This is a genomic window from Tepiditoga spiralis (genome assembly GCF_014701195.1).
GTDB lineage: Bacteria > Thermotogota > Thermotogae > Petrotogales > Petrotogaceae > Tepiditoga > Tepiditoga spiralis.
Map to the genome: position 1 here is coordinate 1,077,466 of NZ_AP018712.1, position 25,465 is coordinate 1,102,930.

Annotated in this window: 30 protein-coding genes and 2 tRNA genes; 19 read left to right on the forward strand and 13 right to left on the reverse strand. The window is 26.2% G+C overall.

Annotation, left to right across the window (positions count from 1 at the left end; genetic code table 11):
• Position 1: 1 nt before the first annotated feature.
• The 8 genes from IGS63_RS04890 to IGS63_RS04925 all read right to left on the reverse strand — a co-directional run bounded on the left by IGS63_RS04890 (position 2) and on the right by IGS63_RS04925 (position 7,137).
• Positions 2-1,099, reverse strand: a complete 1,098-nt coding sequence (locus IGS63_RS04890; RefSeq protein WP_190615882.1) for an NADH:ubiquinone reductase (Na(+)-transporting) subunit F — start codon at positions 1,097-1,099, stop codon at positions 2-4.
• A 9-nt stretch (positions 1,100-1,108) separates the two neighbouring features.
• On the reverse strand, positions 1,109-1,702 hold the full coding sequence (locus IGS63_RS04895; RefSeq protein ID WP_190615883.1) for an electron transport complex protein RnfA: 594 nt from the start codon (positions 1,700-1,702) through the stop codon (positions 1,109-1,111).
• Positions 1,699-2,301, reverse strand: coding sequence for an NADH:ubiquinone reductase (Na(+)-transporting) subunit D (locus IGS63_RS04900; protein WP_190615884.1), 603 nt, complete (start codon positions 2,299-2,301; stop codon positions 1,699-1,701). Before IGS63_RS04900 ends, IGS63_RS04895 begins: the two co-directional genes overlap by 4 nt.
• Positions 2,298-2,903 carry an FMN-binding protein gene (locus tag IGS63_RS04905; protein WP_190615885.1) on the reverse strand — a complete coding sequence of 202 codons (606 nt, stop codon included), beginning with the start codon at positions 2,901-2,903 and terminating at the stop codon, positions 2,298-2,300. Before IGS63_RS04905 ends, IGS63_RS04900 begins: the two co-directional genes overlap by 4 nt.
• The gene (locus tag IGS63_RS04910; protein ID WP_190616107.1) at positions 2,900-3,760 is read right to left on the reverse strand and encodes an RnfABCDGE type electron transport complex subunit D; all 861 of its coding nucleotides are present in this window, start codon (positions 3,758-3,760) and stop codon (positions 2,900-2,902) included. The genes IGS63_RS04905 and IGS63_RS04910 overlap by 4 nt, the downstream gene beginning before the upstream one ends.
• Positions 3,761-3,941: 181 nt before the next feature.
• The gene (locus tag IGS63_RS04915) at positions 3,942-4,895 is read right to left on the reverse strand and encodes an aminotransferase class I/II-fold pyridoxal phosphate-dependent enzyme (protein WP_190615886.1); all 954 of its coding nucleotides are present in this window, start codon (positions 4,893-4,895) and stop codon (positions 3,942-3,944) included.
• Positions 4,823-5,731 (reverse strand): adenosylcobinamide-phosphate synthase CbiB, encoded by a 909-nt coding sequence (cbiB, locus tag IGS63_RS04920; protein WP_190615887.1) that lies wholly within the window; start codon positions 5,729-5,731, stop codon positions 4,823-4,825. Before cbiB ends, IGS63_RS04915 begins: the two co-directional genes overlap by 73 nt.
• Positions 5,728-7,137 carry a cobyric acid synthase gene (locus IGS63_RS04925; protein ID WP_190615888.1) on the reverse strand — a complete coding sequence of 470 codons (1,410 nt, stop codon included), beginning with the start codon at positions 7,135-7,137 and terminating at the stop codon, positions 5,728-5,730. The genes cbiB and IGS63_RS04925 overlap by 4 nt, the downstream gene beginning before the upstream one ends.
• 253 nt (positions 7,138-7,390) lie before the next feature.
• Here IGS63_RS04925 and IGS63_RS04930 point away from each other — a divergent pair, with 253 nt between their 5' ends.
• Genes IGS63_RS04930 through IGS63_RS04945 form a run of 4 tightly spaced genes read left to right on the forward strand, consistent with a single transcriptional unit; the run spans position 7,391 to position 10,139 of the window.
• Positions 7,391-8,254 (forward strand): metal ABC transporter substrate-binding protein, encoded by an 864-nt coding sequence (locus IGS63_RS04930; protein WP_190615889.1) that lies wholly within the window; start codon positions 7,391-7,393, stop codon positions 8,252-8,254.
• Complete coding sequence (locus tag IGS63_RS04935; RefSeq protein WP_190615890.1) at positions 8,229-8,606, forward strand: Fur family transcriptional regulator; 378 nt, start codon at positions 8,229-8,231, stop codon at positions 8,604-8,606. Before IGS63_RS04930 ends, IGS63_RS04935 begins: the two co-directional genes overlap by 26 nt.
• Positions 8,582-9,328, forward strand: a complete 747-nt coding sequence (locus IGS63_RS04940) for a metal ABC transporter ATP-binding protein (protein WP_190615891.1) — start codon at positions 8,582-8,584, stop codon at positions 9,326-9,328. The genes IGS63_RS04935 and IGS63_RS04940 overlap by 25 nt, the downstream gene beginning before the upstream one ends.
• Positions 9,321-10,139 carry a metal ABC transporter permease gene (locus IGS63_RS04945; protein WP_190615892.1) on the forward strand — a complete coding sequence of 273 codons (819 nt, stop codon included), beginning with the start codon at positions 9,321-9,323 and terminating at the stop codon, positions 10,137-10,139. The genes IGS63_RS04940 and IGS63_RS04945 overlap by 8 nt, the downstream gene beginning before the upstream one ends.
• A 32-nt stretch (positions 10,140-10,171) precedes the next feature.
• On the opposite strand, the gene pduL is transcribed toward IGS63_RS04945, so the two are convergent.
• The 5 genes from pduL to IGS63_RS04970 form a co-directional block, all read right to left on the reverse strand.
• Complete coding sequence (gene pduL / locus IGS63_RS04950; protein ID WP_190615893.1) at positions 10,172-10,762, reverse strand: phosphate propanoyltransferase; 591 nt, start codon at positions 10,760-10,762, stop codon at positions 10,172-10,174.
• Between the two features lie 23 nt (positions 10,763-10,785).
• Complete coding sequence (gene yqeH, locus IGS63_RS04955) at positions 10,786-11,889, reverse strand: ribosome biogenesis GTPase YqeH (RefSeq protein WP_190615894.1); 1,104 nt, start codon at positions 11,887-11,889, stop codon at positions 10,786-10,788.
• Positions 11,879-12,958: a YqeG family HAD IIIA-type phosphatase gene (locus tag IGS63_RS04960; RefSeq protein ID WP_190615895.1), complete on the reverse strand. Its 1,080-nt coding sequence runs from the start codon at positions 12,956-12,958 to the stop codon at positions 11,879-11,881. Before IGS63_RS04960 ends, yqeH begins: the two co-directional genes overlap by 11 nt.
• Positions 12,933-13,190 (reverse strand): DUF4911 domain-containing protein, encoded by a 258-nt coding sequence (locus IGS63_RS04965; protein WP_190615896.1) that lies wholly within the window; start codon positions 13,188-13,190, stop codon positions 12,933-12,935. The genes IGS63_RS04960 and IGS63_RS04965 overlap by 26 nt, the downstream gene beginning before the upstream one ends.
• A gap of 66 nt (positions 13,191-13,256) precedes the next feature.
• A complete protein-coding gene (locus IGS63_RS04970; protein ID WP_190615897.1) occupies positions 13,257-14,537 on the reverse strand; it encodes a PhoH family protein in 1,281 nt (426 codons plus the stop codon).
• 139 nt (positions 14,538-14,676) lie between these two features.
• On the opposite strand from IGS63_RS04970, the gene IGS63_RS04975 reads away from it, so the two are divergent.
• From IGS63_RS04975 to hydE, 15 genes are all read left to right on the forward strand, one after another.
• Positions 14,677-15,258 carry an HD domain-containing protein gene (locus tag IGS63_RS04975; RefSeq protein WP_190615898.1) on the forward strand — a complete coding sequence of 194 codons (582 nt, stop codon included), beginning with the start codon at positions 14,677-14,679 and terminating at the stop codon, positions 15,256-15,258.
• A gap of 107 nt (positions 15,259-15,365) precedes the next feature.
• Positions 15,366-15,442 (forward strand) — tRNA-Thr (locus tag IGS63_RS04980).
• Between the two features lie 3 nt (positions 15,443-15,445).
• A tRNA-Gly gene (locus IGS63_RS04985) sits at positions 15,446-15,520 on the forward strand.
• Positions 15,521-15,565: 45 nt separating this feature from the next.
• Entirely contained in the window at positions 15,566-16,315 is a 750-nt protein-coding gene (locus IGS63_RS04990; protein ID WP_190615899.1) for a class I SAM-dependent DNA methyltransferase, read from the forward strand.
• A 14-nt stretch (positions 16,316-16,329) separates the two neighbouring features.
• Complete coding sequence (locus tag IGS63_RS04995) at positions 16,330-16,944, forward strand: sigma-70 family RNA polymerase sigma factor (protein ID WP_232521306.1); 615 nt, start codon at positions 16,330-16,332, stop codon at positions 16,942-16,944.
• A complete protein-coding gene (locus IGS63_RS05000; protein ID WP_190615901.1) occupies positions 16,941-17,552 on the forward strand; it encodes a hypothetical protein in 612 nt (203 codons plus the stop codon). The genes IGS63_RS04995 and IGS63_RS05000 overlap by 4 nt, the downstream gene beginning before the upstream one ends.
• A 143-nt stretch (positions 17,553-17,695) precedes the next feature.
• Complete coding sequence (gene leuS, locus IGS63_RS05005; RefSeq protein WP_190615902.1) at positions 17,696-20,188, forward strand: leucine--tRNA ligase; 2,493 nt, start codon at positions 17,696-17,698, stop codon at positions 20,186-20,188.
• Positions 20,188-20,859 carry a redox-sensing transcriptional repressor Rex gene (locus IGS63_RS05010; protein WP_190615903.1) on the forward strand — a complete coding sequence of 224 codons (672 nt, stop codon included), beginning with the start codon at positions 20,188-20,190 and terminating at the stop codon, positions 20,857-20,859. The genes leuS and IGS63_RS05010 overlap by 1 nt, the downstream gene beginning before the upstream one ends.
• A complete protein-coding gene (locus IGS63_RS05015) occupies positions 20,852-21,397 on the forward strand; it encodes a metal-dependent hydrolase (protein ID WP_190615904.1) in 546 nt (181 codons plus the stop codon). Before IGS63_RS05010 ends, IGS63_RS05015 begins: the two co-directional genes overlap by 8 nt.
• 40 nt (positions 21,398-21,437) lie before the next feature.
• Positions 21,438-21,704, forward strand: a complete 267-nt coding sequence (locus IGS63_RS05020) for a LysO family transporter (protein ID WP_190615905.1) — start codon at positions 21,438-21,440, stop codon at positions 21,702-21,704.
• Positions 21,701-22,276, forward strand: a complete 576-nt coding sequence (locus IGS63_RS05025; protein WP_190615906.1) for a LysO family transporter — start codon at positions 21,701-21,703, stop codon at positions 22,274-22,276. Before IGS63_RS05020 ends, IGS63_RS05025 begins: the two co-directional genes overlap by 4 nt.
• A 193-nt stretch (positions 22,277-22,469) precedes the next feature.
• Positions 22,470-22,718 carry a TM1266 family iron-only hydrogenase system putative regulator gene (locus IGS63_RS05030; RefSeq protein WP_190615907.1) on the forward strand — a complete coding sequence of 83 codons (249 nt, stop codon included), beginning with the start codon at positions 22,470-22,472 and terminating at the stop codon, positions 22,716-22,718.
• An 11-nt stretch (positions 22,719-22,729) separates the two neighbouring features.
• On the forward strand, positions 22,730-24,154 hold the full coding sequence (hydG, locus tag IGS63_RS05035; protein ID WP_190615908.1) for a [FeFe] hydrogenase H-cluster radical SAM maturase HydG: 1,425 nt from the start codon (positions 22,730-22,732) through the stop codon (positions 24,152-24,154).
• Positions 24,141-24,362 (forward strand): hypothetical protein, encoded by a 222-nt coding sequence (locus IGS63_RS05040; protein WP_190615909.1) that lies wholly within the window; start codon positions 24,141-24,143, stop codon positions 24,360-24,362. Before hydG ends, IGS63_RS05040 begins: the two co-directional genes overlap by 14 nt.
• Positions 24,363-24,404: 42 nt before the next feature.
• A complete protein-coding gene (gene hydE, locus IGS63_RS05045; protein ID WP_190615910.1) occupies positions 24,405-25,463 on the forward strand; it encodes a [FeFe] hydrogenase H-cluster radical SAM maturase HydE in 1,059 nt (352 codons plus the stop codon).
• The last annotated feature ends 2 nt before the right edge of the window (positions 25,464-25,465 follow it).

The window sequence follows — 25,465 nt, forward strand, 5'->3', positions numbered from 1 at the left end:
CCTAAGCAAAGTTATCATAATAAATTTCTTCTTGCTTTATACCATTTTTAGTCATTACATTTACACAAGCATTTATCATTCCAGGGCTTCCGCACAAATATCCTTCTTTATGATTTTGATTTTCTTTTAAATATTTATTTAAAACATCTGTTATTAATCCTACTTCACCTTTCCAATTATCCTCGGGTGATGGTTCAGATAATGCAGGAATGAAATGAAAATTAGGTAATTCTTTTTCTATTTTTCTTAATTCTTCTAAATAAAATAAATCTTTTAAGCTTCTTGCACCAAAAAAGTACCATATGTTTCTATCTTTTATATTCTTTTCATACATATCATATATTATTGATTTTATTGGTGCCATTCCTGATCCACCAGCAACACATATCATATCAGCATTTGTTTCTCTAACATAAAAGTCTCCAAATGGTCCTATTAAATCAATATTTTGATTTTCTTTTAGTTTGGTATGAACGTAAGTTGTTGCTATTCCTTTTGGAACTAATCTTATTAAAAACTCTACTATATTCTTTTCAGATGGTTTTGAAGCTATTGAATAAGCTCTTTGAACACTTTCTTTTATTTTGTCATAAGGTGGAATTATTAATTGTGCATATTGACCAGCTTTAAATTCTATTTCTTCTGGTAATTCAATTCTAACTTCTTTTATATCATGAGTAACATCTTTAATTGACACGATTTTTCCCTTATATTTTTTTACAGAAAATAATTCTTCAGGTATTTCTATTTTTATATCTGATTTTATTTTTATTTGGCAAGAAAGTCTTATATTTTTACTTATTTCTTCTTTACTCAATAGTGGTGCTTCTGTTGGTAAAATTGGTCCAACATCTGATATAACTTTAACCTTGCACATTCCACAGCTACCTCTTCCACCACATGCTGATGGAATAAATATTTTTTGTTCTGATAAAGTTGTTAAAAGTTTAGAACCGCCTTTTACTTTAAGATCTTTTTTTCCATTTATGTTTATGGTTACTTCGCCATAATTATTTACTATTCCATCAATTATTACTATAATAGTAGCTAAAATTGCGCTTAGAACGGCAACAATAATAGGTGCTGTTAATATATTCATAAAATCACCTCACTGTACATTTAGCATACCTGAAAATCCAATGAATGCCATAGCCATAAATCCTATAGTAATTAAAGTTATACCAGGTCCTTTTAATGCTGGTGGAACAGGTGCTTTATCAACTTTTTTTCTAATTGATGAAAGTAATACTATTGCTAACCACCACCCTAAGCCAGATCCTGTTCCATAAAATATAGTTTGTATCAATGAATAATTTCTCAATTGCATAAAAAGTGCAACACCAAGAATAGCACAATTAACAGTTATTAAAGGTAAAAAAATTCCAAGTGCCATATATAAGTTTATGGATACTCTTTCGATTAACATTTCTAATATTTGAACGATTGCAGCTATAACTATTATAAAAACTATGTACTTTAGATATTCTAATTTGAAAGGAACTAAAATATACTTATAAACAAACCAATTTATAGTTGTTGTTATTGTCATAACAAAGGTAACAGCTATTCCTAATCCATTTGAAGATTTTTCATCTTTGGATACAGAAATAAAAGAACACATACCAAGAAAGTTTGCCAACAATATATTACTTGTAAAAATAGCAGCGAAAAATAGTATAAAAGGGTTTATATTTGGTATCATTTTTTAACCTCCTCTTTTAACATTTTACTTTTTACTATCCAAATAAATATTGCTAACATAAAAAATGCACTTGGAGGCATTACCATAATTGTCCATTTCATAAAAGTATCTGGCAAAATTTTTATGCCAAACAGTGTTCCAAAACCTAAAATTTCTCTAAAAAAAGCTATTGTCATTAAAACATACATATAACCGAGACCCGCTGTAATTCCATCCCAAAATGATATTACAGGAGTATTTGATTGAGCAAAAGCTTCTGCTCTTCCCATTATTATACAGTTTGTTATAATCAAACCAACATAAGGTCCTAAAGACTTACTAACTTCTGGTAAATAAGCTCTCAAAATTATATCTACTATTATTACATAAAAAGCTATAATTAAGGTTTGAACTATCATTCTAACTTTTCTTGGAATGAATGATTTTAAGGAAGATACTGTAAAATTAGAAAATCCCGTAACCAAAACTACGCCAAGAGTCATGATAAAAGTATTTGTAAGATTGTTTGTAACTGCTAAAGTAGAACATATTCCTAAAATTTGAACAAAAACTCCATTGTTACTCCAAAGATTTTCTTTTAAAACCTTTCCATAGCTCATTTTTTATCTACCCCCAGTATGTTAGAGAGTGTTTTTAAATTATCATTAATTATTTTTTCTACTGATTGAGATGTTCTTGTTGCTCCTGTTATAGAATCAAAAGATCCATTTTCTTTGTTTTTATCTCCATTTCCTCCAACTTTCATCAGTATCTTTCCATTAATTATTTTTTCTGCTCTAAATTGTTCTTTAAACCATTCTTCATCTATTCTTCCACCAAGTCCAGGTGTTTCACTGTGAGAAATAAAATCTATTCCTATAATTCTTGTTAAATCTTTATTAACTGAAATTATTCCATTTATATTTCCCCACAAGCCATTACCATTAAATTCAATAGCAAGAATATTTTCAGATTTGTTTTTATAAATAATAGCTTTGTTTTTTTTGCTCACTATTATTTCATTTTTAAATTTTTTATAAGCATCTTCTGAATCTTTATAATCAATATTCATTGCATTTAATATAGATTTTATTTTAAATAATTCTTTATTTTTTTCAACTTTGTTTTTTGTAAAATCATTTGCTAATGATAGTACGAAGACAAATATAAAAGTTACAATAAAGGTAAAAAATATAGTATAAATTTTTCCATCTTTTTTCATGATTTCACCTTCTTGGCATATTCATCTAATAAAGAAGCAAAAGTATTTCCCATTAAAATTCCAAAACTTGTTCCTTCTGAAAAAAGAGAAAAAGTTCTTACTAAAACAGCAGTAATTCCTATTATAAAACCATAAAACCATTGTGCTTTTGCTTTTTTGGGTGCAGTTATTGGATCGGTAGCCATAAAAATAGTAACAAACATAAAACTACCAGACATCAATCCACTTATTGGAGGTAATGCTGATTTTATACCAATAAAAAATAGTATTGAAGTCAACACTAATCCGCTCAAAAAAGTAGAAGTTATTATTCTCCAACTTGCAGTTTTGGTTTTTATTAAGTAAATTGCTGCTAATAAAATTAAAAGTATTGATCCTTCACCCATAGATCCAGCTCTAAAACCAAAAAATAACTTATATAAAGATATATTTTGTCCATTTCTTAAAAGATCTAAAGGAGTGGCAGTCGTTACTACATCATTAAAAAATCCTAGTTCTGCCCAACCACTCGTCATTACTCCTGCAAAAGCTATGTATATAAACAACCTTCCTGCTATTGCTGGATTGAATATATTTCTTCCAAAACCGCCATAAACTTCTTTTGCAAACAAAACTCCAAAAACGATACCGATTGATGCTATCCACAATGGAGTTTTAGGTGGTAATGATAATACAAATAGTAAATTTGTAACTAAAATAGCTTCACTTACTTTTTTCTTCTTTTTTCTTTCCATTATGTATTCAGTAAAAATTCCAAAACCAAACACAAAGATTGAAAGTCTTATTAAATCTAATCCATACAAATAAAAAGAAAAAAGATAAATTGGAATAAGTGAATAAATAACCTTTCTCATCATAGGTTGTTTTTGAAACACAAATCCACCCCCCTAAATTTATTTAATTATTTACATTTTATAAAAGATGAGGCTTTATTTTTAATAACTCATTTTATATTTTAACATAAAAAAATAAAAAATAAAAAATAAAAACACTAACAAAAAAATTCTTAGAATACAATAAAAAGTAGTGTGTAAAAATTTACACACTACTTTTTAATAAAATATCTATTAATTTTATATTTTCTTCTTCAGTTCTTATTGCTATTCTAACTGTGTTATTTAATCCAAATGAGGTACAATCTCGTATCATCATTTTATTTTTAGATAGTTTTTCTATTAAACTTCTCTTATTTTTTGTTTTAAATAAAAAAAAGTTTACATCTGTTTTTATATTTAACTTTTGAATAAATTTTTTTCTTTCCATGTGTATTAATTTCATGGAACTTTTCAAAAATTTTCTATTATCTTTTAAAATTTCTTCCATAAAAGAAACACCGATAGCTCCTAAAGACCAAGGCATTTTTACTTTTTTCATTTTATTGTATGGATCTATAAAGTATCCAACTCTTATTCCAGGTAGTCCATATGATTTTGTGTATGTTCTTAAATGTATAGTATTTTCATAGGTGTGTGTGGTTTCCCAATTATCTTCTATATTTTCTACAAAATCCATAAAAGCATCATCTATTATTGGTATGCCACCTTTTTTTAAAACTTTATGTATAAAATCTTTTACATAATCTTTTGAATAATACTTTCCTGTTGGGTTTTCAGGATTGTTTAAAATTATTAAATCGTTTTTTTTCAATGTTTTTAATGGGTCTTTTGACTTATAAATTTTTTTATTGAATATTTTTGCAACTCTTTCATATTCCCCATAAGATGTATCTTTTATATGTAAATTTCCTTTAAATACAGAAAATAAAAGATACAAACTTTCAGTTGTTCCTGCTGTGAGTTTTGCGTTGACATTGAGTTTATTAGAAAGTTTTTCTTCTAATTCTTCGTAATATAAATACTTATCAACATATTTTTCAGAATTGTTCAAAATACTATTTAAAAAATTTGGTTTGTAAGGGTTTACAGATATTGAAAAATCAATCCACGAAAGTGGAACATTTCCTCCATGTTTAACATTTTCAAAGTTGTGCAAAGTAATAGTACCTCCATCAAAATAATTATTAAACTAATAAAGATATAATAAGTCAATGCTTTTTTTAAATCTAGCCTATTTGGAAAATTTTTGTTAGGATTTATAGAATAAAAACCTTTTTTTTCAAGTTTAATATTTAATAATCCTGCCATTGCAGCCATTGACCAAGTTCCATTTAATTTTATTCCACCATATTTTTTTACGCTATTCAGTACTCCTTTAGGATTAAAAAGAAAAAAGAAAAAAATACTCAGTCTTGCGGGTATATAATTTAAAACATCATCGAGCCTTGCAGCAAATTTTCCAAATTTTTCATATTTTTCATTATGATATCCTATCATTGCATCCATTGTATTTGAAAATCTTTGAAAAATTATTCCATTTAAACCAAATAAAAGGTAATAAAAAAATGGAGATACAACACCATCAACAAAATTTTCAGCAAGTGTTTCTATTGCAGCAGAATAAAGTTCTTCTTTTTTTAAACTGCTTGTATCTCTGCTAACTATCATAGAAACTGAATGCTTTAATTTCTTAATATCATCTGTATCACATTTTTTGACGTGTTCATAAAGACTTGAAATAGAAAATGATGATTTTATAAAAAATATAGATAAGATAATTGAGAATATTAATGGAAGAATATTAACAAAATATACTAATAATTGTGAAAAAATCAATACTATACTCACCAATAAAACTCCATTTAATATGTTGTGTTTTAATTTTTTATCAATAAAATTAGTTAAAGTACCACACCATACAACTGGATGAAAAAACGGTTTGGGTTCTCCAAATAAAATATCTAAAAAAATGGCTGCTATAAAAGAAATCAAAGTAATTCCTCCAAATTAATATTTTTACTTACAAAATTAGCCCAATTATTTATTTCATTGTCTATTGAAATTGTAGAAAAATCTTTATGTTTTAATCCTTTTCTTTCTCTAAAATAATTTAAGAATTCTTGAGTAAATTTAGTATTAAAAAATATTCCATGTAAGTATGTACCCAATACTTTATTGCTTAAATATCCACTCTTTTTACCATCAAAAGTTCCAAATTCATTTTCCTTTATTGAAGTTTCTCCGTGTCTTATCTCATATCCACTAACTTCATATTTTTTGTTATTAAAAAGAACATTGCCACTTATATTTACAGATCTTTTTTCTTCATTAAAATGGGTATCATAAGGAATGAATCCAAATCCTTCTACTGTTTTATTACTTTCTACATTATCAAATATTTTTTTACTAAACATTTGAAATCCACCACATATTCCAACTATGAAGGTTTTATTTTTATGAGCATTTAAAATTTTTTCATAAATTCCATTTTCTTTCATCCAAATTAAGTCTTCAACAGTACTTTTGCTTCCTGGTATTATTAAAATATCTCCACCAACTTCATTGGCTGAGTCAATGTATTTAATACCATTGTACCAAGATAATGGCATAAAATCAGAAAAATTAGATATTCTTGGTAGTTTTACTATTCTTATATCCAAATCTCCAGTTTTTTGTTCCCACTCAATCATTGAATCTTCTTCTGGTATTTGATGTTTAAAGTATGGAATTACTCCAAGTGTTTTTACACCATATCTTTTTTCTAAGTAGTCAAATCCATCGTTTAAAAGATCTTTGCTTCCAAAGAATTTATTGAATACAAATCCTTTTATTAAATCTTTTTCATTTTCATCTAAAAGTTCCATTGTTCCAACTATTGATGCAAAAGAACCACCACGATTTATATCGGTAACAATAATAGTATCGGCATTTACAGCTTTTGCAACAGCCATATTTGTTATGTCATATGGTTTTAAATTTATTTCAACAGGACTTCCAGCACCCTCTATAATAACATAATCATTTTCACTTAAAAGTTTTTTTAAATCTTTTATCCCCTCATTAAAGTATTTCATTTTTTTATCCATCATGTAAGATCCGGGTTTTACTTTATCTACGAATTCACCTTTGAAAATGATATATGTTTTTCCATTTTCTGGTTTTAATAATATTGGATTGTAAACAACAGAAGGTGGTTTTTTACAAGCTATTGATTGAACATACTGTGCAACACTCATCTCTCCTCCTTCTATGGAGACCATAGAGTTTAAACTCATGTTTTGCATTTTAAATGGTGCAACATTAAATCCTTTATTTGTTAATATTCTACAAATAGCAGCAACTGTTAAAGACTTTCCTGCTCCAGAAGATGTTCCAACAATCATTATTGGTTTTCCCATTTTTTCACCAACCCTTTATTCAATAGTATGATTTTATCATACTTTCTAAAAATTTTAAATTTTTGTTTTTCTTTGTTATATGAGATAAATTATATATTAAATTAATTTAACCTTCAATTTTTTTGATTATATATATTTCAAAATTAAAGTATAAAAAATTTGGTTTAGTTTTTACAATAGTATCTTTTATTTTAATATTATTTTTGTTATAATTCAAATGCAAATGATTTGCATTTGAAAAGGAGGGTGTTTTATGAAAAAACTTATTTTAATGATTGTTTTATTATTTTCAATGGTTGCATTTTCTTTAAACATTTCAACAACTATCTATCCTTATTATCTTGTTTTAAAAGAAATAGCTCCAAAAGATAGTATAAATTTAATTGTAGAACCAGGAAAAAGTCCACATACTTATGCATTAACTCCAAAAGATATGGCTAAAGTTTATAGAAGTAATATTATAATCGGAAATGGTTTGAATGCGGAAACTTTTATTGAAAAATTATTATCTAATTTGAAGAAAAAAAATATTGAAGTTCTTTTATGTGGAGATTCAATACCTAAAAAAGAATTAATAAATGTTAAAAATGAAGGAATAAATCCTCATATTTGGTTGAATCCAAAGTTTATGTATGAATATATTATTCCAAATATTTTAGAGAAATTAATTATTTTAAATCCTAAAGAAAAAAATCTTTACGAAAAAAATTCAAAAAAATTAATTGAAAGATTGAAAAAATTAGATGTATATCTTTTAAATTTATCCAACAATATAAATGGTTCAATATATACATTTCATCCATCTTTTGATTATTTTGCACAAAGATATGGTATAAAAATTGCAGGAATAATAGAAACTTCACCTGGTGTAGAACCTTCAGCAAAACAATTAAAGGAGTTATCTAAAAATGCTAAAGGTGTAAAGGCCATTTTTACTGAACCACAATTAAATGGAAAGTCAGCAAGAAAGATATCAGAAACTTTAAAAATTAATAAAGGTATTCTTGATCCAATAGGAAGTTTTGAAATAAAAAAAATAGATGAGCTTTATATAAATAATATGTTTGAAATTTTAAAAAAGGTTGATTTTTATGAAATTAACAAAAATAAGAATTGAACTTTTAAATATATTTAAAAATTTAAATTATCCATTGAGTGCAGAACAAATATATGAAAAAGTACATGAAAGGTGTAATCTTTCTACAATTTATAGAAATTTATCTTATTTTGAAGATAAAAAAATAATACGTTCAATGGTTTTTTCGGATAAGATTAAATATTATTACTCTGGAGTTGGACATTTTCATTTTGTATATTGCAATGTTTGTAAAAATTTTGAAAAAATAAATTTATGTTATGAAAAAGAGTTTGAAAATTATTTAAAAAATACACTTGAATTTTCAGTAAGTGATCATGTTCTGTACTTTGAAGGAGTGTGTAAAAAATGCAAAAATCAAAAAAAATTGTAATGTCAGTTGACCAATTAAATTATAAAGTTGAAAATAATGAAATTTTAAGAAATATAAGCTTTAATATTTATGAAAATGAATTTGTTGGAATAATAGGTCCAAATGGTGCAGGAAAAACAACTTTAATAAAAATTTTATTGAATGAAATAAAAGAATATCAAGGGAAGGTTAATATTTATAAAAAAATAGGCTATGTTCCACAACATGATTATTTTGATAAATCATTTCCAATAAAAGCATATGAAATAGTTTTAATGGGTATGTATAAAGAAATTGGAATATTTAAACATTATAAAAAATACCATAAAGAAAAGGTACATGAACTATTAAAGTTATTACAAATAGATTATTTATATGATAGAAAAGTTGGGAAACTCTCAGGAGGAGAGTATCAAAGGTTAATGCTTGCAAGAGCTCTTGCTTCAAATCCTGAAATTTTAATATTGGATGAACCAGAAGCAGGTGTTGATAAAAAAGGAGAACTTTTATTTTATAAAACTTTAAAAGAATTGAATAAAAATATGACCATAATAATGGTTTCTCATGATCTTTCTATGGTTTTTAAAGAAACTAATAAGGTTATGTGTTTAAATCATTCACTCCATTGCCATAAGAGTACAGCTGATATGACTGCGGATGATTTGAAAAAAATATACTCCGAAAGTTTAGAAATGCTAGTTCACATTGATAAACCTTTGAAAGTGGTGAGTAAAAATGATTGAGATCTTTCAATATGATTTTATGATTTATGCAATAATAGGAAGTGTATTATCTGGATTTAGTTGTGCTATACTTTCTAACTTTATAGTTTTAAAAAAAATGGAATTTATTGGAAATGGAGCAGCACATACAGCCTTTGGAGGCATAGCTTTAGCTATACTTTTAGGATTAAATATAAATTTATTTGGTATATTAACGGCTATAATATTTGCAGTTTCAATATATTTTATGGGAGAAAAACAAAAGATTCAAGAAAATAGTGCAATTGGAATGCTTTTATCTCTTTCAATGGCTCTTGGTATAATTTTTTTATCTTTAAAAAAAGGATATACGCCAGAAATAACGAGTTATTTGTTTGGAGATATTTTAATGATAAATAAAAGTGATTTAAATACTTTATTTGTAATGTTAACTATAATTATTTTGGCTGTAGTACTCTTTAATAAAGAATTAAAATTTTATACATTTAATCAAAGAATGGCTAAGATTTATGGTGTTCCAGTAAATATAATAAATTTTTTATTTCTAATAATAGTATCAATTGTAGTTGTAACATCTGTTAAAATAGTTGGGATTATTTTAATAACAACATTATTAATAACACCTGGTGTAATGGCAAAAATGTGGGCAAGTACATTAAATGAAATGATTGTAATATCTTCAATTTTTGGCATAGTATCTTCATTTTTGGGAATAATTTTTTCGTACTTTTTTAATATACCATCTGGTCCTTCAATTGTAGTTACTATGTTTGGATTTTTTGTACTTTCATATATTTTAAAGTTAAGTATAAATTTATTGAAAAAGCAATAAACTATAAAAAAATGGCGATTATCGCCATTTTTTTATAGTTCTTCTACTATTTTTATTTCATCTCCAGTTTTTAAGAAAGCTCCATTTGCTTCATCTGTATCAACATGAAATTCAAGTGCATATTTTTCACTTACTCTTATTAAAACGTCTCCATATATAGTTTTTCTTCCATCTGTATTACACATAACATAAACTATATCTTTATCTTTTACTCCATAAAATTCTGCATCTTTTGTATGCATATGAATATGTCTTTTGGCAAGAATTAATCCTTTTTCTAATTCAACTTCTCCTTTAGGTCCAACTATTTTTATTCCAGGTGTTCCATCTAAATCTCCAGAATCTCTAACTGGAGGGTTAACTCCAAGTTTAAATGCATCAGTTTTTGAAATTTCTACTTGTGTTTCTTTTCTAACTGGACCAAGTACTCTAACTCTTTCCATTTTTCCTTTAGGTCCAACTAATGTTACTACTTCTTCTGCTGCATATTGTCCTGGTTGTTTTAAATCCTTTATGTTTTTTAATTCGTGATCTTTACCAAAAAGAATTTCTAAATCTTTTTGAGACAAGTGTAAATGTCTGTTTGAAACCCCAACTACTATACCTGATTCTTTTAATTTCATTATTACACCTCCAAGAAGCTAAACTATTTTGGTGATACCATTGATTTTCTTATATATAATTTAACATTTTTAGGGCTTGTTATTTCAATTACTAATGGTCCTCTTCTAACAGATATCCATCCCAATCCTGGAATTGAAAGATCATAACCTTCATTTATTGTATACTTTTTTGTTTCAAATTCTATTTCATCAAAGTTAAAATTATTTTCAAATGGTGGATATAAAACTTTTCTATTGTTGATTAGTTCTTTTGCTTTTTCTTTATTTGTATCATGGATACTTATATTTTCTGGTGCAAATACAAGAAATACAGGTCTTAACTCTTCTTTTGCTAATTCTAAAACTTTAAATTTTACTAAACCACTTATAAAAATAATTCTACCTGGTTCTACTTTAAATGTTTTTCTTGATATTTCTTTTTTTGGTATTATTTTTACTTGTGTAAAAATATCAAACATATCGCAAACTCTATCTTTTGGTTCGATTCCTGGTGTATCATAAATTTCTATATCATACTTTTTTATTTTAGTTTTTATCATCTTTAATGTTGTTCCTGGGTAAGAACTTATAGTAACATCATTATGAGAAAACGAATTTATTAATGATGATTTACCAACATTTGTAACACCCATTATCAAAGCTTTTTTTATATTTTTTTCATTTAAAATTCTAAAAATCCTATTCATACCAAATTTTTTCTTTGCACTTACCATTCTAATATTTTCTATTTTTATATTTATTTTATCTTTAACTCTATCAAATATCCATTTTTTTAACTCTGCAAGAGGTAAAGTTTTAGGTAATAGGTCTATTTTATTAACAAGTAGCATTATATTTTTTTCTTTTAATTTTTTTGAAATGTCTTCTCTAAACGTTCCTTCAAAATCCATAACATCTATAACCCAAATTATATTTTTAAAATCTTTTAGAACTTTATCTAATTGTGGATAAAAGTCAGATTTTACTGTTATTGGTAAAAGTTGATTATAATGTTTTAATTTAAAACATCTTTGACAAGTTATTTTTTCGCCAGTTATTTGCTTTTCTTGTAATATATTTTCAGGTAAATATCCAGGTTTGTTTTTATCTTTTGTTTGTATTTCAATTCCACATCCACTACATTTCATTAGATTTTTCCTCCTTGAGTAACGTAGGCTTTTTTCTCATCATTTTTATACTTATTTTTTCAAATCTTCTCACAAATTTTGTCCATTTTCCTTCAGTTTTACTTAAAGGATCTACTTTTATTGTATATATTCCACATGAGTTACCTGCTATAATATCTGTATAAAGCTGATCTCCAATTAAAACACATTCATTAGATTTGTAATCATACTCTTTTATTTTGTTTAATAATTTAAAGTTTAATGGTTTTAAACTCATATTCATTACACTTATATTTAATTTTTTTAATTCTTTTTTTATTTCATCAAATCTATATGCTCCACCATTTGAAGCTATTAATATATTCATGTCTAAGTTTTGTATTTTTTTAAACAGTTCAGTTACTTCTTTACTTAGAGTTGATGTATGCCAAGGAACAAGTGTGTTATCAAAATCAAAAATAATAAGTTTGTGGTTTGTATTTTTTATTTTTTCATAATCAATTTCAAATATATTTTTTTTAAATTCATTTGGAACTGCTAAATCCATAACTCTAAAAAACCATCCTATTGTATAAAAAAATAAAAAATATAATACTCTCGATACAATAGCCATAGTTTTTTTAAATCCATGATCTAATCCATAAGTATATGGATTTATTAAGATTGTATAGAGTCCAAGTTTATTTCCAGCTAGTATATCAGTCATAAATAAATCACCTATAATTGCTGTGGTATTTATTTCTGCGTTCATTTCTTTAATTACTTTTTTTAATTTTTTAACTCCAGGTTTTCTCATTTTTGAATAAACACTTATTTTTCCATTTAATATTTTTTCTACATGTTCAACTCTTTTTTTGTTTGCATTTGTAACTATTGCAATATTAAATCCATCATTTAAAAGACGCTCGAAGAGTTCGAGCGTCTTCTTATTTAATTTTTTTTCTTTCCATACAGTTACAGTAAAATCATAATCAAAAAAAAGTGTTTTAAATCCGTACTTTTTTAATTTTTTATAATCAATTGAATAAATATCTGGTTGGTTTTCTCTTGGTAGAGGTATGTATTTAAACGATCCCGTTGTGTGGCTCAATTTTTACTACCTCCAATTTAACCTGTTCATTTAATGAATTTATTAAAGTTAATGCTTCATCAACTAATCCTCCTGGAACTATTATTTTAATATATCCATTTTCTACTCTATTTCTAACACTCATTACATGATCTTCTGCTTCTAATAAATATGTTATTAGATGAACATCTTCTTTGTTTATTTTTAAATAAACATCGTATTCCATATCAATTTTTTTTTCTAATTTTTCCATTTTTTCCTCCAAAACAATATAAATTTTCCCTTAATTATAACTCAATTTTTTTAAAACTATATAACTTTATAGTATCTTTGCAGCAACTGTTGCAAGATTTGATCTTTCACCTTTTACCATTATAACATGTGAAGATAGTTCACTATTTTTAAATTTATTTGTTGCATATACTAATCCATTAGAAGAAGCGTCTAAATAAGGATTATCTATTTGATATGGATCTCCAGTTAAAATTATCTTTGTTCCTTCTCCTACTCTTGTTATTATAGTTTTTATTTCAGCTGGTGTAAGATTTTGTGCTTCATCTATTATCATATATTGTGATGGAATTGAACGACCTCTTATATAAGATAAAACTTCTATTTCTAAAATATCTTTTTTCATTAAAAATTCATCAGGTTTTTTACCTTTTCCTTCAAATAAAAATTCTAAGTTATCATATATTGGTTGAAGCCATGGTTTCATTTTTTCTTCAACATTTCCAGGCAAAAATCCAATTTCTTTTCCCATAGGTATTACAGGTTTTGACACTAATATTTTTTTATATAATTTTAAATTAAATATCATTTCTAATCCTGCAGCTATTGAAATTAAAGTTTTTCCAGTTCCAGCAATTCCAATAAGACTTATAAAAGGTATATCTGGATTTAATAGAGCATCAATTGCAAATACTTGTTCAATATTTTTAGGAGTTATTCCAAATATTTCGGTATTTAGATCAACTACTAAGGGTATTAACTCATTAGTACTTTTTTTATATCTAAATAAAATATCATTTAAATTTATATACATATTTGGTAATAGTTCAGTATCTTTTAAAATATCATCTTTTATATATTTTTGTTTTTTTATATCTAGTTTTTCATTTTTTATAGATATATATCCTTTGGGTAGTAATTCCATATCAACTTTATCTGTTAAATAATCTTGACTTTCAATGCCCATTGCATCAGCTTTTACTCTTAAATTTAAATCTTTACTAACTATTATAGTTTTTACAGGGTCTGTTTTTTGTAAATAAAGAGCATAAAAAATTATAAAGTCATCCATACTCTTTCCTAAATATCTAGGAATTTCATTATCATAATTTTTATTTAATGTCATAATCTTTAATATGCCACCATTTTCTAATTTAATTCCAGAATGAAGATTACCTTTTTTTCTAAGTTTATCTAAGATTCTATTAACATCTCTCGCTGATTTAGCAACCTTATCTTGTCTGGTTTTTAATTTATCTATTTCTTCTAAAACAGGAAATGGGATTATAACATTATTATCTTGAAAATTAAAAATTGCTTTTGGATCATGTATTAAAGTATTGGTGTCAAGTACATAATTTTTTACCATAAAACCACCTCCGAAATTAAAGTTCTTTCAATATAATTATACCATATTATTCACTTTTTTTTAACATTCATTAATGTTTTTTATTTAATAAAAAGTATGGTACAATTAAAAAATTCAATATAAGTGCAAGGAGGTAAAAATGGATTACATAAAAAAAACTTATGAATTTATAAAAAAAGAGATTTCATTTCAAGAAGGATCACATAATTTAGATCATACATTAAGAGTTTTAAAAAATGCTGTAGATATACAAAAAAAAGAGGGAGGAGATTATGAAATTATTGTTCTTTCAACTTTATTACATGATATAGCAAGAAATTTAGAATTATCTGGAAAAATTTCATGTCATGCTGAAGAAGGCGCAAAAATATCAAAAAAATTTTTAAGAGAAATAGGTTATGAAAAATACGAAGAAGTTGCTTATTGTATAAAAACGCATAGATACAAAAAAGGAATAATTCCTCAAACTTTAGAAGCAAGAATTTTACAAGATGCAGATAGATTGGATGCACTTGGAAGAATAGGTGTTGTAAGAACATTAATACATGATAGTAATAGGCCATTAGAAAATTCAATAAATCATTTTTATGAAAAAATTTTGAAGTTAAAAGACACAATGAATACTAAAACCGCAAAAAATATAGCAGAAAAAAAACATAATATTGTTTTAGAATTTGTGAAAGGATTAGAAGAAGAATTAAACAATAAGTATACTTTTTAATTAATTTAAAATAAATGTAGTTAAAAGTATATAATGCAATAACAGTGATAAAATAAAAACTCTTGACTAATAAAAAATCTTATAGTATAATATACATGATTTTACGAGCAGGAGTAGCTTCAACCGGTAGAGCGCTGCCTTGGTAAGGCAGAGGTTGTGGGTTCGAATCCCATCTCTTGCTCCATGTGCGAATGTAGCTCAGCGGTAGAGCACTTGCTTGCCAAGCAAGGGGTCGCGGGTTCGAACCCCGTCTTTCGCTCCATATGCTCCGGTTTTAACCGGAGTTTTTTTTTACGGAGGCGATGTTATGAAATCTTATGAATATTATGATAAAATTTCTAATGAGTATGATTCAATGTATGAAGATGTTTATTGGAAATTACACAATAAACTCATAAGAGAAGTTATAATGGAAAAAGTTTTAAATCTTGAAGGGGAAAAAGCGTTAGATATTGGTTGTGGAACAGGTATTTGGACTAATCTTTTAAAAGATATTGGATTTGATGTTTATGCTATAGATCCTTCTGAAAATATGGTTAATATAACTCAAAAAAGATTAAAGAAAAATAAAAATATAAAGGTTGGATTTATAGAAAATATTGAATTTGAAGAAACTTTTGATGTTATACTTGCAATAGGAGATATTTTGAGTTATGCAAAAGATCCTTTAAAAGGAATTGAAGAGGTTAGAAAACATTTAAATAAAGATGGACTTTTTATTGGAACTGTTGATAATTTGACAAGATTCATTCAAGATGCTTTTATTCAAAAGGAATTTAATCTTATGAAAAAAATGAAAAGAGAAAAAAGTGTACAAATAGGACTTTCTCAAAAAATGTCTTTTGACTCAAAACTCTATACAGTTAATGAATTAGAATCTACATTGAATGCTTTTTTTAATGAAGTAGAATTAAAAGGGATAATGGTTTTTCCATTTGAAAATGATGTGGAAATGTATAAATATTCATATGAAATCTATGAACTTGAAAAAGTTTTTATGAATGATAAAAATCACATAAACAATGCCGAACATTTAATGTTTATCTGTAAAAAATGAAAAGAAATATATATATGTTACGAAGAATGAATATATATAAACTAATAAAATATGCACAAATAGGAGATAATGAAGCCATGGGAATGATACTTGAGAAATTTGAACCTATGGCTAAATCTGTTTCTGCAAAATATTATGGAACTTGGGCAGACTTTGAAGATTTTGTTCAAGTTGGATTTGTTGGATTAATACAAGCAGTTTATAATTATAAAGAAACTTCTAATACAAAGTTTTCTACATTTGCATATCTAAATATTTCTTCTGAAATAAAGTCTTTTATTACTTATTTGAATAGACAAAAAAATAAGGTTTTAACAGAAGCTATCGATATAGATAATACACTTGATGATTCATCTGAAAATGGAGAAAGTTTTTTTGAAACAGGTGAAGATGAATTTAAAAATATACTTGTATCGTATATAATTGATTCGAGTATTGAAACTCTAAAAGATGATGAAAAAGAAATGATAAATCTTTGGAGAAAAGGTTATAGTTACTCTGAAATTTCTAAAAAACTTAAAATAAAAAATAAAAAGATAGACAATACTATTCAAAAATTAAAAAAAATTTTATCAAAAAAAGAAAGTGTTTATTATAAAGTACAAACTTTTTTTGGAGGTGGAAAATGAAATCTAAAATTATTTTATTTACAATTGCTATAGTTGCTATTTTACTTGCAATTGGAACTGAAATAAGAATGTTAAATTTTAAAAGATCTATGGAAAAACAAATGAATAGATTGAGTGAAATTACTAATTCGAAATTATCAGATGTAAATAAAGAATTAAATGATTTAAAAGTATACTTTGAACCAAATGGAATAGTTGAAAAATATATAATTTCAAATAATTTTTTGAAAAAAAATATGGATGATTTAGACAAAATTTTAACTGATTTTCAAAGCAATTCAAGAACGGGATACTTACAAATATATATAATTGGTTCTGAAAATGTTTGGTGTGCATTTAAAAATCCTGAAGGTAAATATATTTTTCAAGGAAATTTAAATCCAGGATTAAATCCAGAAAAATTTTATTTTTTTAAGTCACCATCAATAAATACAAAGTATACTTATACGATAGATTATTGTTCTTCGTTTAAAACAGGTAATATGGATAAAGTATACTTTTTGATTCAAGAACCTGGACAATCTAGAATCAAAAAGCATCCTGAAGAAAAAATTGAAAATATAACAAAAGCTTTAAATCTTTACATACCAACAATAACAGGAAAATAAGGGCATAGCCCTTATTTTTTTACTCTTGAAAAAAGAAGTTTCTTAATGTATAATCTTTGTGATGAAGTGAAAATTTTTTTTGATATTTTTTAAGGATAATGTGTTATAATTAACAATAAGAATTTATGACTGGAGGGAAAAGCATGGAAAAAGAATACAACCCCGGTTCATTTGAACAAAAATGGAGAAAAAAATGGGAAGATGAAGGGATTTTTAAAACACCACAATATTCAGAAAAAGAAAAGTTTTATAACTTAATAATGTTTCCGTATCCATCTGGAACATTGCATGTTGGACATGTAAAAAATTATGTTATAGGGGATGTTATTGCAAGATACAAAAGAATGAAAGGTTTTAATGTTTTACATCCTTTTGGATATGATTCATTTGGATTACCTGCAGAAAATGCTGCAATAAAAAATGGAAATATTCATCCAGAAACATGGACTTATAAAAATATAGATATTATAAGAAATCAAATAAAAAACTTAGGAATAAGTTATGATTGGGATAGAGAAATTATGACTTGTTCAGAAGATTATTATAAATGGACACAATGGTTATTTGTAAAATTTTATGAAAAAGGTCTTGCTTATAAGAAAAAAGCAGCTGTTAATTGGTGTCCAAGTTGTAATACAGTTCTTGCTAATGAACAAGTAGTTTCAGGAAAATGTGAAAGATGTGGAACAGAAGTTGAAATGAAACAACTTGAACAATGGTACTTTAAAATTACAGATTATGCTGAAAAATTATTACAAGGAATAGAAAAATTAGATGGATGGCCTGAAAATGTAAAAACTATGCAAAAAAACTGGATAGGAAAGAGCTATGGAGCAGAAGTTGAATTTAAAATAGAAAATTCAAATGAAACTTTTAAAGTATTTACAACAAGACCAGATACATTATTTGGTGTTACTTTTATGGCGCTTGCTCCAGAATCACCACTTGTTGAAACTTTGACAACAAAAGAACAAAAAGAAGAAGTTAAAAATTTTATGAATAGACTTTCACAACAAGATAAATTTAAAAGAATAGCTGAAGGTGCAAAAAAAGACGGAGTATTCACTGGAAGCTATGCAATAAATCCAGTGAATGGTGAAAAGATTCCAATATACGTTGCAAACTATATTTTGTTTGAATATGGTACAGGAGCTATTATGGCTGTTCCTGCCCATGATCAAAGGGATTTTGAATTTGCAAAAGAGTTTGATTTACCAATAAGAGTTGTTATTTTGCCAGAAGGAAAAGATTTGAATGCGAAAGAAATGACTGAAGCACATGTTGCTGAAGGAATAATGTTGAATTCAGGAAAGTTCAATGGAATGAAAAATAAAGAGGCATTAAAAGAAATTGCAAAATGGTTAGAAGAAGAAAAAATTGGAAAAATGACAACTCAATATAAATTGAGAGATTGGTTAATTTCAAGACAAAGATATTGGGGAGCACCTATTCCAATTGTATACTGTGAAAAGTGTGGAGCTGTACCAGTACCTGAAAAAGATTTACCAGTAAAACTTCCAAAAAATGTTGAATTTGATGAAACTGGAAAAAGTCCTTTGGTAGGGAACAAAGAATTTGTTGAAACAACTTGTCCAGTTTGTGGTGGAAAGGCAAAACGTGAAGTTGACACAATGGATACCTTTGTTGATTCATCTTGGTATTATTTAAGGTATATAAATCCAAAGATGACAGATAAAATTTTTGACAAAAAAGATGTAAATAATTGGCTTCCTGTTGATCAATATATTGGTGGAGTAGAGCATGCGATTCTTCATTTGCTATATTCTAGATTTATAACAAAAGTTTTGAACGATATGGAATTAATAGATTTTGATGAACCATTTACTAAATTATTTACTCAAGGAATGATTTACAAAGATGGCGCAAAAATGTCAAAATCAAAAGGAAATGTGGTTTCTCCAGAAGACATAATAAAAAAATATGGCACAGATGCACTTAGAACTTATATACTGTTTATAGGTCCACCTGAAAAAGATGCTGAATGGAATGATAGCGGTATAGATGGAATATACAGATTTTTAAATAGAGTATGGAATAATTATGTTAAATTCATTGAAAAGATAAGAGATATTGAATTAAATACAGTAGAAGTAAAAACAAAAGAAGAAAAAAATCTAAGAAGAAAATTACATCAAATGATAGAAAAAATAACTAGAGATATAGAAGGAAGTTTTCAATTTAATACAGCAATTAGTGGTATGATGGAAATAACAAATGAACTTTCACATTATTTAAAAAATGTAAAAGAAGAATCTTGGAATTTGAAACTTTTAAAAGAAGTTGGAAGAGATTTTGCAATAATGATTTCACCTATAGCTCCTCATTTATCAGAAGAACTTTGGAGTTTAATGGGAAACAATGAAACAATTTTAAAAGCAGAGTGGCCTAAGGTTGATAAAAAAGCATTAGAAGTTGATGAATTAAAGATAATAGTTCAAGTAAATGGAAAGGTAAGAAACACAATAATGATTTCTCCAGATGAAAAAGAAGATAAAGTAAAAGAAATTGCTTTAAATGATGAGAGAGTAAAAAAATTTATAGAAGGTAAAAATATTGTAAAGGTAATTTATGTTCCTAAAAAGCTTGTTAGCATAGTTATAAAGGGGGATAAATAATGCTAAAAAGAAGCAAAATACCTAAACCGACAGTAAAAAGACTTGCTGTATATTTTAGATGTATAACAAAGTTAAGTAATGATGGAATTGAAAAAACTTCGTCTAAAGAAATTGCAGAAAGGCTTAGTATAAAAGCTTCTCAAGTTAGAAAAGATTTATCATATTTTGGGGAATTTGGTAAAAGAGGAGTAGGTTATGATATAGAAAAACTTTCGTTTAAGTTAAGAGAAATATTGGGTTTAGAAAAGTTATGGAATGTAGCAATAGTTGGATCTGGAAATCTTGGTTTTGCAATAGCAAATTATTCAGGATTAGAAGCAAATGGATTTAAAGTGGTTTCTGCATTTGATATTGATGAAAAGAAAATTGGCAATGTAATACTTCCTGGTGTAACTATAAAAAGATTTTCTGAATTTTCAAAAGAAATTAAGGAAAAAGATATAGAAATAGCAATATTAACTGTTCCTGCAAATGTTGCACAAGATGTAGCAGACAAAGTTATAGATAATGGAATAAAAGGAATATTGAATTTTTGTCCAGTTCCTTTATCAGCTCCTGAAAATGTATCAATAGAAGATGTTGATTTTGTAATTTCATTAAAGGCATTGACTTTTGAAATAACTTCAAGAGAACAAGAAAAAAAAGAACAAGAAAAAAGAAACAATGCCTAATTTCAAAACACACATTTCGAGCGGAGTAATAACTTTTCCAGTATTTTATTTGTTATTTTTGTACTTAGGAAAAGTCATTACAGGATATTATTTTCATTTTAATGCAATTCAAATAACTTTAGGTTTTTCTTTGTTTATACTTGGTAGTGATTTTCCTGATGTTGATCATCAAAACGCTTTAATAAATAAGGTTTTTAGAATATTGCTTTTAATTTTTTCTGTTTATTATGCGTTTGATAATAAAATGTTTTTTTTAAAGTACATTAAACTTCCATTTTTATTTGAAAGTACTTTAATATTAATTTTATCAATTGTATTTGGAATAGTAATTGGATATATTTTTAATAAGACAACAAAACATAGAGGTATTTGGCATTCTATTTTTATGGCCATATTTTGGAGTATATTAATATACTTTTTAAATTATAGGTCTTTTGCAAAAGTATATTATTCTATTAGTTTTTTATTTGGAGATATACTACATTTATTTTTAGATAAATTTTTTCAAGAAGGAAAAAATGGACTTAAATTAAAATGAGAGATTAGATTTTCATCTCTCATTTTTTGAAGGTGATAATATGTTATATTTAATTCTTTTTTCTTTTATAGCAGGATTAACATTAGGTATAAAAGGTAAGTTAAGGTTTTTAAAAAAATATAAACCAGTAACATATATTACTGTTTTGCTTTTATTTTTTATGGGAATGGATATAGGTGCAAATAAATCATTAATATCTCAACTTCCTAAAATAGGTCTATTAGCTTTTTTTATAGCTATATTTTCTATTATAGGTAGTATTTTATTTACTATGATATATGAGAAAGCAAGAAGTGATAAAAAATGATTTTACTTTTATCTGCTGTTATTTTAGGAATTTTATTTGGACTTTTTTCTGGTTTTAGTATTTCTGGAAATTTAATTACTGTATTATTAATGATATTGGTTTTTACTGTTGGTGTTGATATAGGACTTGAAGAAAATATACTTCAAAAAATAAAAGCTAGTATCAAGACTATACTTATTCAATCTATACTAACTATTTTAGGGACATTAACCTTTAGTGGATTTGTTGCTTTTTTTACTTCTTTAACAGTTAAAGAAGCAATTGGTGCAGCTTCCGGATTAGGATGGTATTCATTGTCTGGAGTTATGATTAGTGGTATGTATTCTCCAGTTCTTGGAGCTATTTCTTTTACATCAAATGTAATAAGAGAAGTTTTGGGCATTCTTTTGATTCCCATAGTTTCAAAGTTTTCAGAACTTGGTGCAATTTCAATAGGTGGTGCAACAAGTATGGATACTCTTTTGGGAATAATTTCAAAAAATACAAATAAAAAAAATACATTGGTAGCTTTTGGACAAGGTGTTGTATTGTCAATTACTGTTCCGTTATTGATAAGTATAATTTTTAGTTAGTTTTTAATCGTTTGATTTTAAAAAAAATGAAATATTTTTTTAAAGTAGTAGTGCTATTATATGAGTGATGTTAAAAAAATAACAAGTTAATATCTTCCTAAGATGAAGGATGAAAATCTAACATTGAGGGAAGGGGTAAAATTACGGGTAATCTACCCCTTTTCTCAGTGTATGAGAAAAGGGGTGTTTTTTATTGGAAAATAAAGTTGCCATGATTTCCATAGCAATAACGGATAGAAAAAATTCTTATTTACAGGTTAACGAAATTCTTCACAATTTTAGAGAAAAGATAAATCTTAGAGTTGGATATCCAATGACTGAAAAAAATGTTGCAATAATTTTTATTATTTTTGAAGGTACAACAGATGAAATTGGAGCATTGAATGGTAAATTAGGTCAGTTAAATGGTGTAAAAGTAAAATCACACACATTAAAAATTTAGGAGGAAAAAATATGTTTTATGCAAAAGAAATAGAAGAAGCTGAAAAATTAGAATCATTTATACCAAATGATGAAATACTTGATTTGTTAGAAAACACAAAAGAACCAGATAAAAAATATGTTAGAGAAATAATTCAAAAATCTTTAAATAAAAATCGTCTTGAACCTGTTGAAGTTGCTACTCTTTTAAATGTAAAAGATGAAGATCTTTTAGAAGAAATTTTTGAAGGAGCAAGGACTTTAAAAGAAAAAATATATGGAAATAGAATAGTTCTTTTTGCTCCTCTTTATGTTGGAAACGAATGTATAAATGATTGCCAATATTGTGGTTTTAGAACATCAAATTCAGAAATATACAGAAATTCTTTAACAATGGAAACATTAGAAAAAGAAGTAGAATCATTAGTTGATAAAGGACACAAAAGATTAATAATGGTTTATGGAGAACATCCTAAATATGATGCAAATTTTATTGCAAAGACAGTAGAAAAAGTTTATACAGTAAAAAAAGATAGAGGAGAAATAAGAAGAGTAAATATAAATGCAGCTCCTTTAAATATAGAAGAATTTAAAACTGTAAAAGATGCAGGAATAGGAACTTATCAAATTTTTCAAGAAACATATCATCTTGAAACATACAAAAAAGTTCATCCAAGAGGTCCAAAATCAAGTTTTAATTGGAGATTGTATGGACTCGATAGAGCAATAAAGGCTGGTATTGATGATGTTGGAATTGGTGCATTGTTTGGACTTTATGATTGGAAATTTGAAGTTATGGGGCTTTTGTATCATACAATTCATTTTGAAAATACATTTGGTTTTGGTCCGCATACAATTTCATTCCCAAGATTGGAACCCGCTATAAATACACCAATAGCAGAAAGACCACCTCATCTTGTTTCTGATGAAGATTTTAAAAAATTAGTTGCAATAATAAGGCTTGCAGTTCCTTATACAGGTTTGATATTAACAGCAAGAGAACCACTTGAAATAAGAAATGAAGTAATAAAATTTGGTGTATCACAAATAGATGCTGGTTCAAGTATAGGAATAGGTTCTTATTCTCATGATGACTTGGAAAATTATAAAAAAAGTCAATTTGTATTAGGTGATCAAAGAAGTTTAGATGAAGTAATAAAAGAATTAACAGATCATGGATTTATTCCATCTTTTTGTACAGGATGTTATAGACTTGGAAGAACTGGAGAACACTTTATGGAATTTTCTGTTCCAGGATTCGTTAAAAGATTTTGTACTCCAAATGCAGTAACTACTTTAATGGAATATGTTGTTGATTATGCTTCTCCTGAAACGAAAAAATCTTGTGAAATACAAATTCAAAGAGAATTAGACGCAATGCCTGAATCTGAAATGAAACAGCAACTTTTAAAATATATAGATATGGTGAAAGATGGAGTTAGAGATGTATACTTTTGATGATTTGAAAAATAAAATAGATTATATTTATGATACCTTCTCAGTCAAAGCTTATTTGACTGAGAAGATCAAAAAAAGAGTTAGTTATATCTATGGAAAAGGTGATGGATTCAATCTTTCTCCAACTAAGGTTTATGAAGATGAAAAGTATATTGTTTTTGTTGAAGCAAGTGAAGAACTGTGTAAAACAATAATGAATGAATGGTAAAAAGTCTTATATAAAAAATAAAAGACTTGTAAAGGAGAAAATATGTTTTCAAAAATATATGAAAATGCAAATAAAAAAATAAAATGCATTTTAGATAATTTTTCTAAAAATGAAACAATAGAAAAAGAAGATATAATATACATATTAAATTTAAAAGAAGTAAGAGAAAGAGAAATAATCTTTCAAGCTTCAGAAATAATAAAAAATAAATATACATCTGGATATATAAGTGTAAAAGGAGTAATTGAATTTACTAATTATTGTAAAAAAAACTGTACGTATTGTGGAATAAGAAGAGAAAATAAAAATATAAATAGATATAGAATGTCTATTGAAGAAATTATTGAAACATCAAAAAATGCAGCTAAATGGGGTCTTGATACAATAATTCTTCAAGGTGGTGAAGATTTATTCTTCACTGATGATATGATGATAAGTATAATAAAACAAATAAAAAAAGAAACAAAGTTACCTGTATCCATATCAATAGGAGAAAGACCGCTAGAATCTTATAGAAAATTCAAAAGAGCTGGTGCAATAAGATCACTTTTAAAACATGAAGCAATAAACAAAAAAATTTTTGATGAAGTTCATCCAGATAAAGATTATGAAAATAGAATAAATTTATTGAGGTATATGAATATATTGGGATATGTTGCTGGATCTGGAAATATAATTGGATTACCAAAACAAACGATTGAAGATATAGCAGATGACATAATATTTATGAGAGATGAAAAAATAAAAATGATTGGGATAGGACCATTGATTCCATCTAAAAATACTCCATTAGAAAATTATAAAATTGGGAGCGCTGACATAACTTTAAATGCTTATGCAGCAACCAGATTTGCAATACCAAGAGTTCAATTGCCAACTACAACTGCTCTTGGAACGATATCAGAAGAACTTCAATTTAAAGCTTTTGAAGCTGGATGTAATGTAATAATGGTTAATATTACACCAGATATATATAGAAAAAATTATAATATTTATGATAATAAAAGAAAAGTAGAATTTTTTGAAACTATAAGTAAAATAAAGAATTTAGGTTTTAAATTATCACCGATAACAGAAAAAGCAATTATAAAAAGTAATTAGGA

Bases quoted from the DNA above. Each gene is read 5' to 3' on its own strand.
- IGS63_RS04940 (WP_190615891.1), top strand. From the start codon at position 8,582: ATGCAAAAATCAAAAAAAATTGTAATGTCAGTTGACCAATTAAATTAT.
- IGS63_RS04965 (WP_190615896.1), bottom strand. From the start codon at position 13,190: ATGGAAAAATTAGAAAAAAAAATTGATATGGAATACGATGTTTATTTA.
- IGS63_RS05015 (WP_190615904.1), top strand. From the start codon at position 20,852: ATGCCTAATTTCAAAACACACATTTCGAGCGGAGTAATAACTTTTCCA.
- IGS63_RS04970 (WP_190615897.1), bottom strand. From the start codon at position 14,537: ATGGTAAAAAATTATGTACTTGACACCAATACTTTAATACATGATCCA.
- IGS63_RS04900 (WP_190615884.1), bottom strand. From the start codon at position 2,301: ATGAGCTATGGAAAGGTTTTAAAAGAAAATCTTTGGAGTAACAATGGA.
- IGS63_RS04910 (WP_190616107.1), bottom strand. From the start codon at position 3,760: ATGATGAGAAAGGTTATTTATTCACTTATTCCAATTTATCTTTTTTCT.
- IGS63_RS04945 (WP_190615892.1), top strand. From the start codon at position 9,321: ATGATTGAGATCTTTCAATATGATTTTATGATTTATGCAATAATAGGA.
- IGS63_RS04890 (WP_190615882.1), bottom strand. From the start codon at position 1,099: ATGAATATATTAACAGCACCTATTATTGTTGCCGTTCTAAGCGCAATT.
- IGS63_RS04925 (WP_190615888.1), bottom strand. From the start codon at position 7,137: ATGGGAAAACCAATAATGATTGTTGGAACATCTTCTGGAGCAGGAAAG.
- leuS (WP_190615902.1), top strand. From the start codon at position 17,696: ATGGAAAAAGAATACAACCCCGGTTCATTTGAACAAAAATGGAGAAAA.
- IGS63_RS05020 (WP_190615905.1), top strand. From the start codon at position 21,438: ATGTTATATTTAATTCTTTTTTCTTTTATAGCAGGATTAACATTAGGT.
- IGS63_RS05000 (WP_190615901.1), top strand. From the start codon at position 16,941: ATGAAATCTAAAATTATTTTATTTACAATTGCTATAGTTGCTATTTTA.
- IGS63_RS04935 (WP_190615890.1), top strand. From the start codon at position 8,229: ATGAAATTAACAAAAATAAGAATTGAACTTTTAAATATATTTAAAAAT.
- yqeH (WP_190615894.1), bottom strand. From the start codon at position 11,889: ATGAAATGTAGTGGATGTGGAATTGAAATACAAACAAAAGATAAAAAC.
- IGS63_RS04930 (WP_190615889.1), top strand. From the start codon at position 7,391: ATGAAAAAACTTATTTTAATGATTGTTTTATTATTTTCAATGGTTGCA.
- IGS63_RS04990 (WP_190615899.1), top strand. From the start codon at position 15,566: ATGAAATCTTATGAATATTATGATAAAATTTCTAATGAGTATGATTCA.
- IGS63_RS05010 (WP_190615903.1), top strand. From the start codon at position 20,188: ATGCTAAAAAGAAGCAAAATACCTAAACCGACAGTAAAAAGACTTGCT.
- hydE (WP_190615910.1), top strand. From the start codon at position 24,405: ATGTTTTCAAAAATATATGAAAATGCAAATAAAAAAATAAAATGCATT.
- IGS63_RS04905 (WP_190615885.1), bottom strand. From the start codon at position 2,903: ATGAAAAAAGATGGAAAAATTTATACTATATTTTTTACCTTTATTGTA.
- IGS63_RS05025 (WP_190615906.1), top strand. From the start codon at position 21,701: ATGATTTTACTTTTATCTGCTGTTATTTTAGGAATTTTATTTGGACTT.
- IGS63_RS04895 (WP_190615883.1), bottom strand. From the start codon at position 1,702: ATGATACCAAATATAAACCCTTTTATACTATTTTTCGCTGCTATTTTT.
- hydG (WP_190615908.1), top strand. From the start codon at position 22,730: ATGTTTTATGCAAAAGAAATAGAAGAAGCTGAAAAATTAGAATCATTT.
- pduL (WP_190615893.1), bottom strand. From the start codon at position 10,762: ATGAAATTAAAAGAATCAGGTATAGTAGTTGGGGTTTCAAACAGACAT.
- IGS63_RS04995 (WP_232521306.1), top strand. From the start codon at position 16,330: ATGTTACGAAGAATGAATATATATAAACTAATAAAATATGCACAAATA.
- IGS63_RS04975 (WP_190615898.1), top strand. From the start codon at position 14,677: ATGGATTACATAAAAAAAACTTATGAATTTATAAAAAAAGAGATTTCA.
- IGS63_RS05040 (WP_190615909.1), top strand. From the start codon at position 24,141: ATGTATACTTTTGATGATTTGAAAAATAAAATAGATTATATTTATGAT.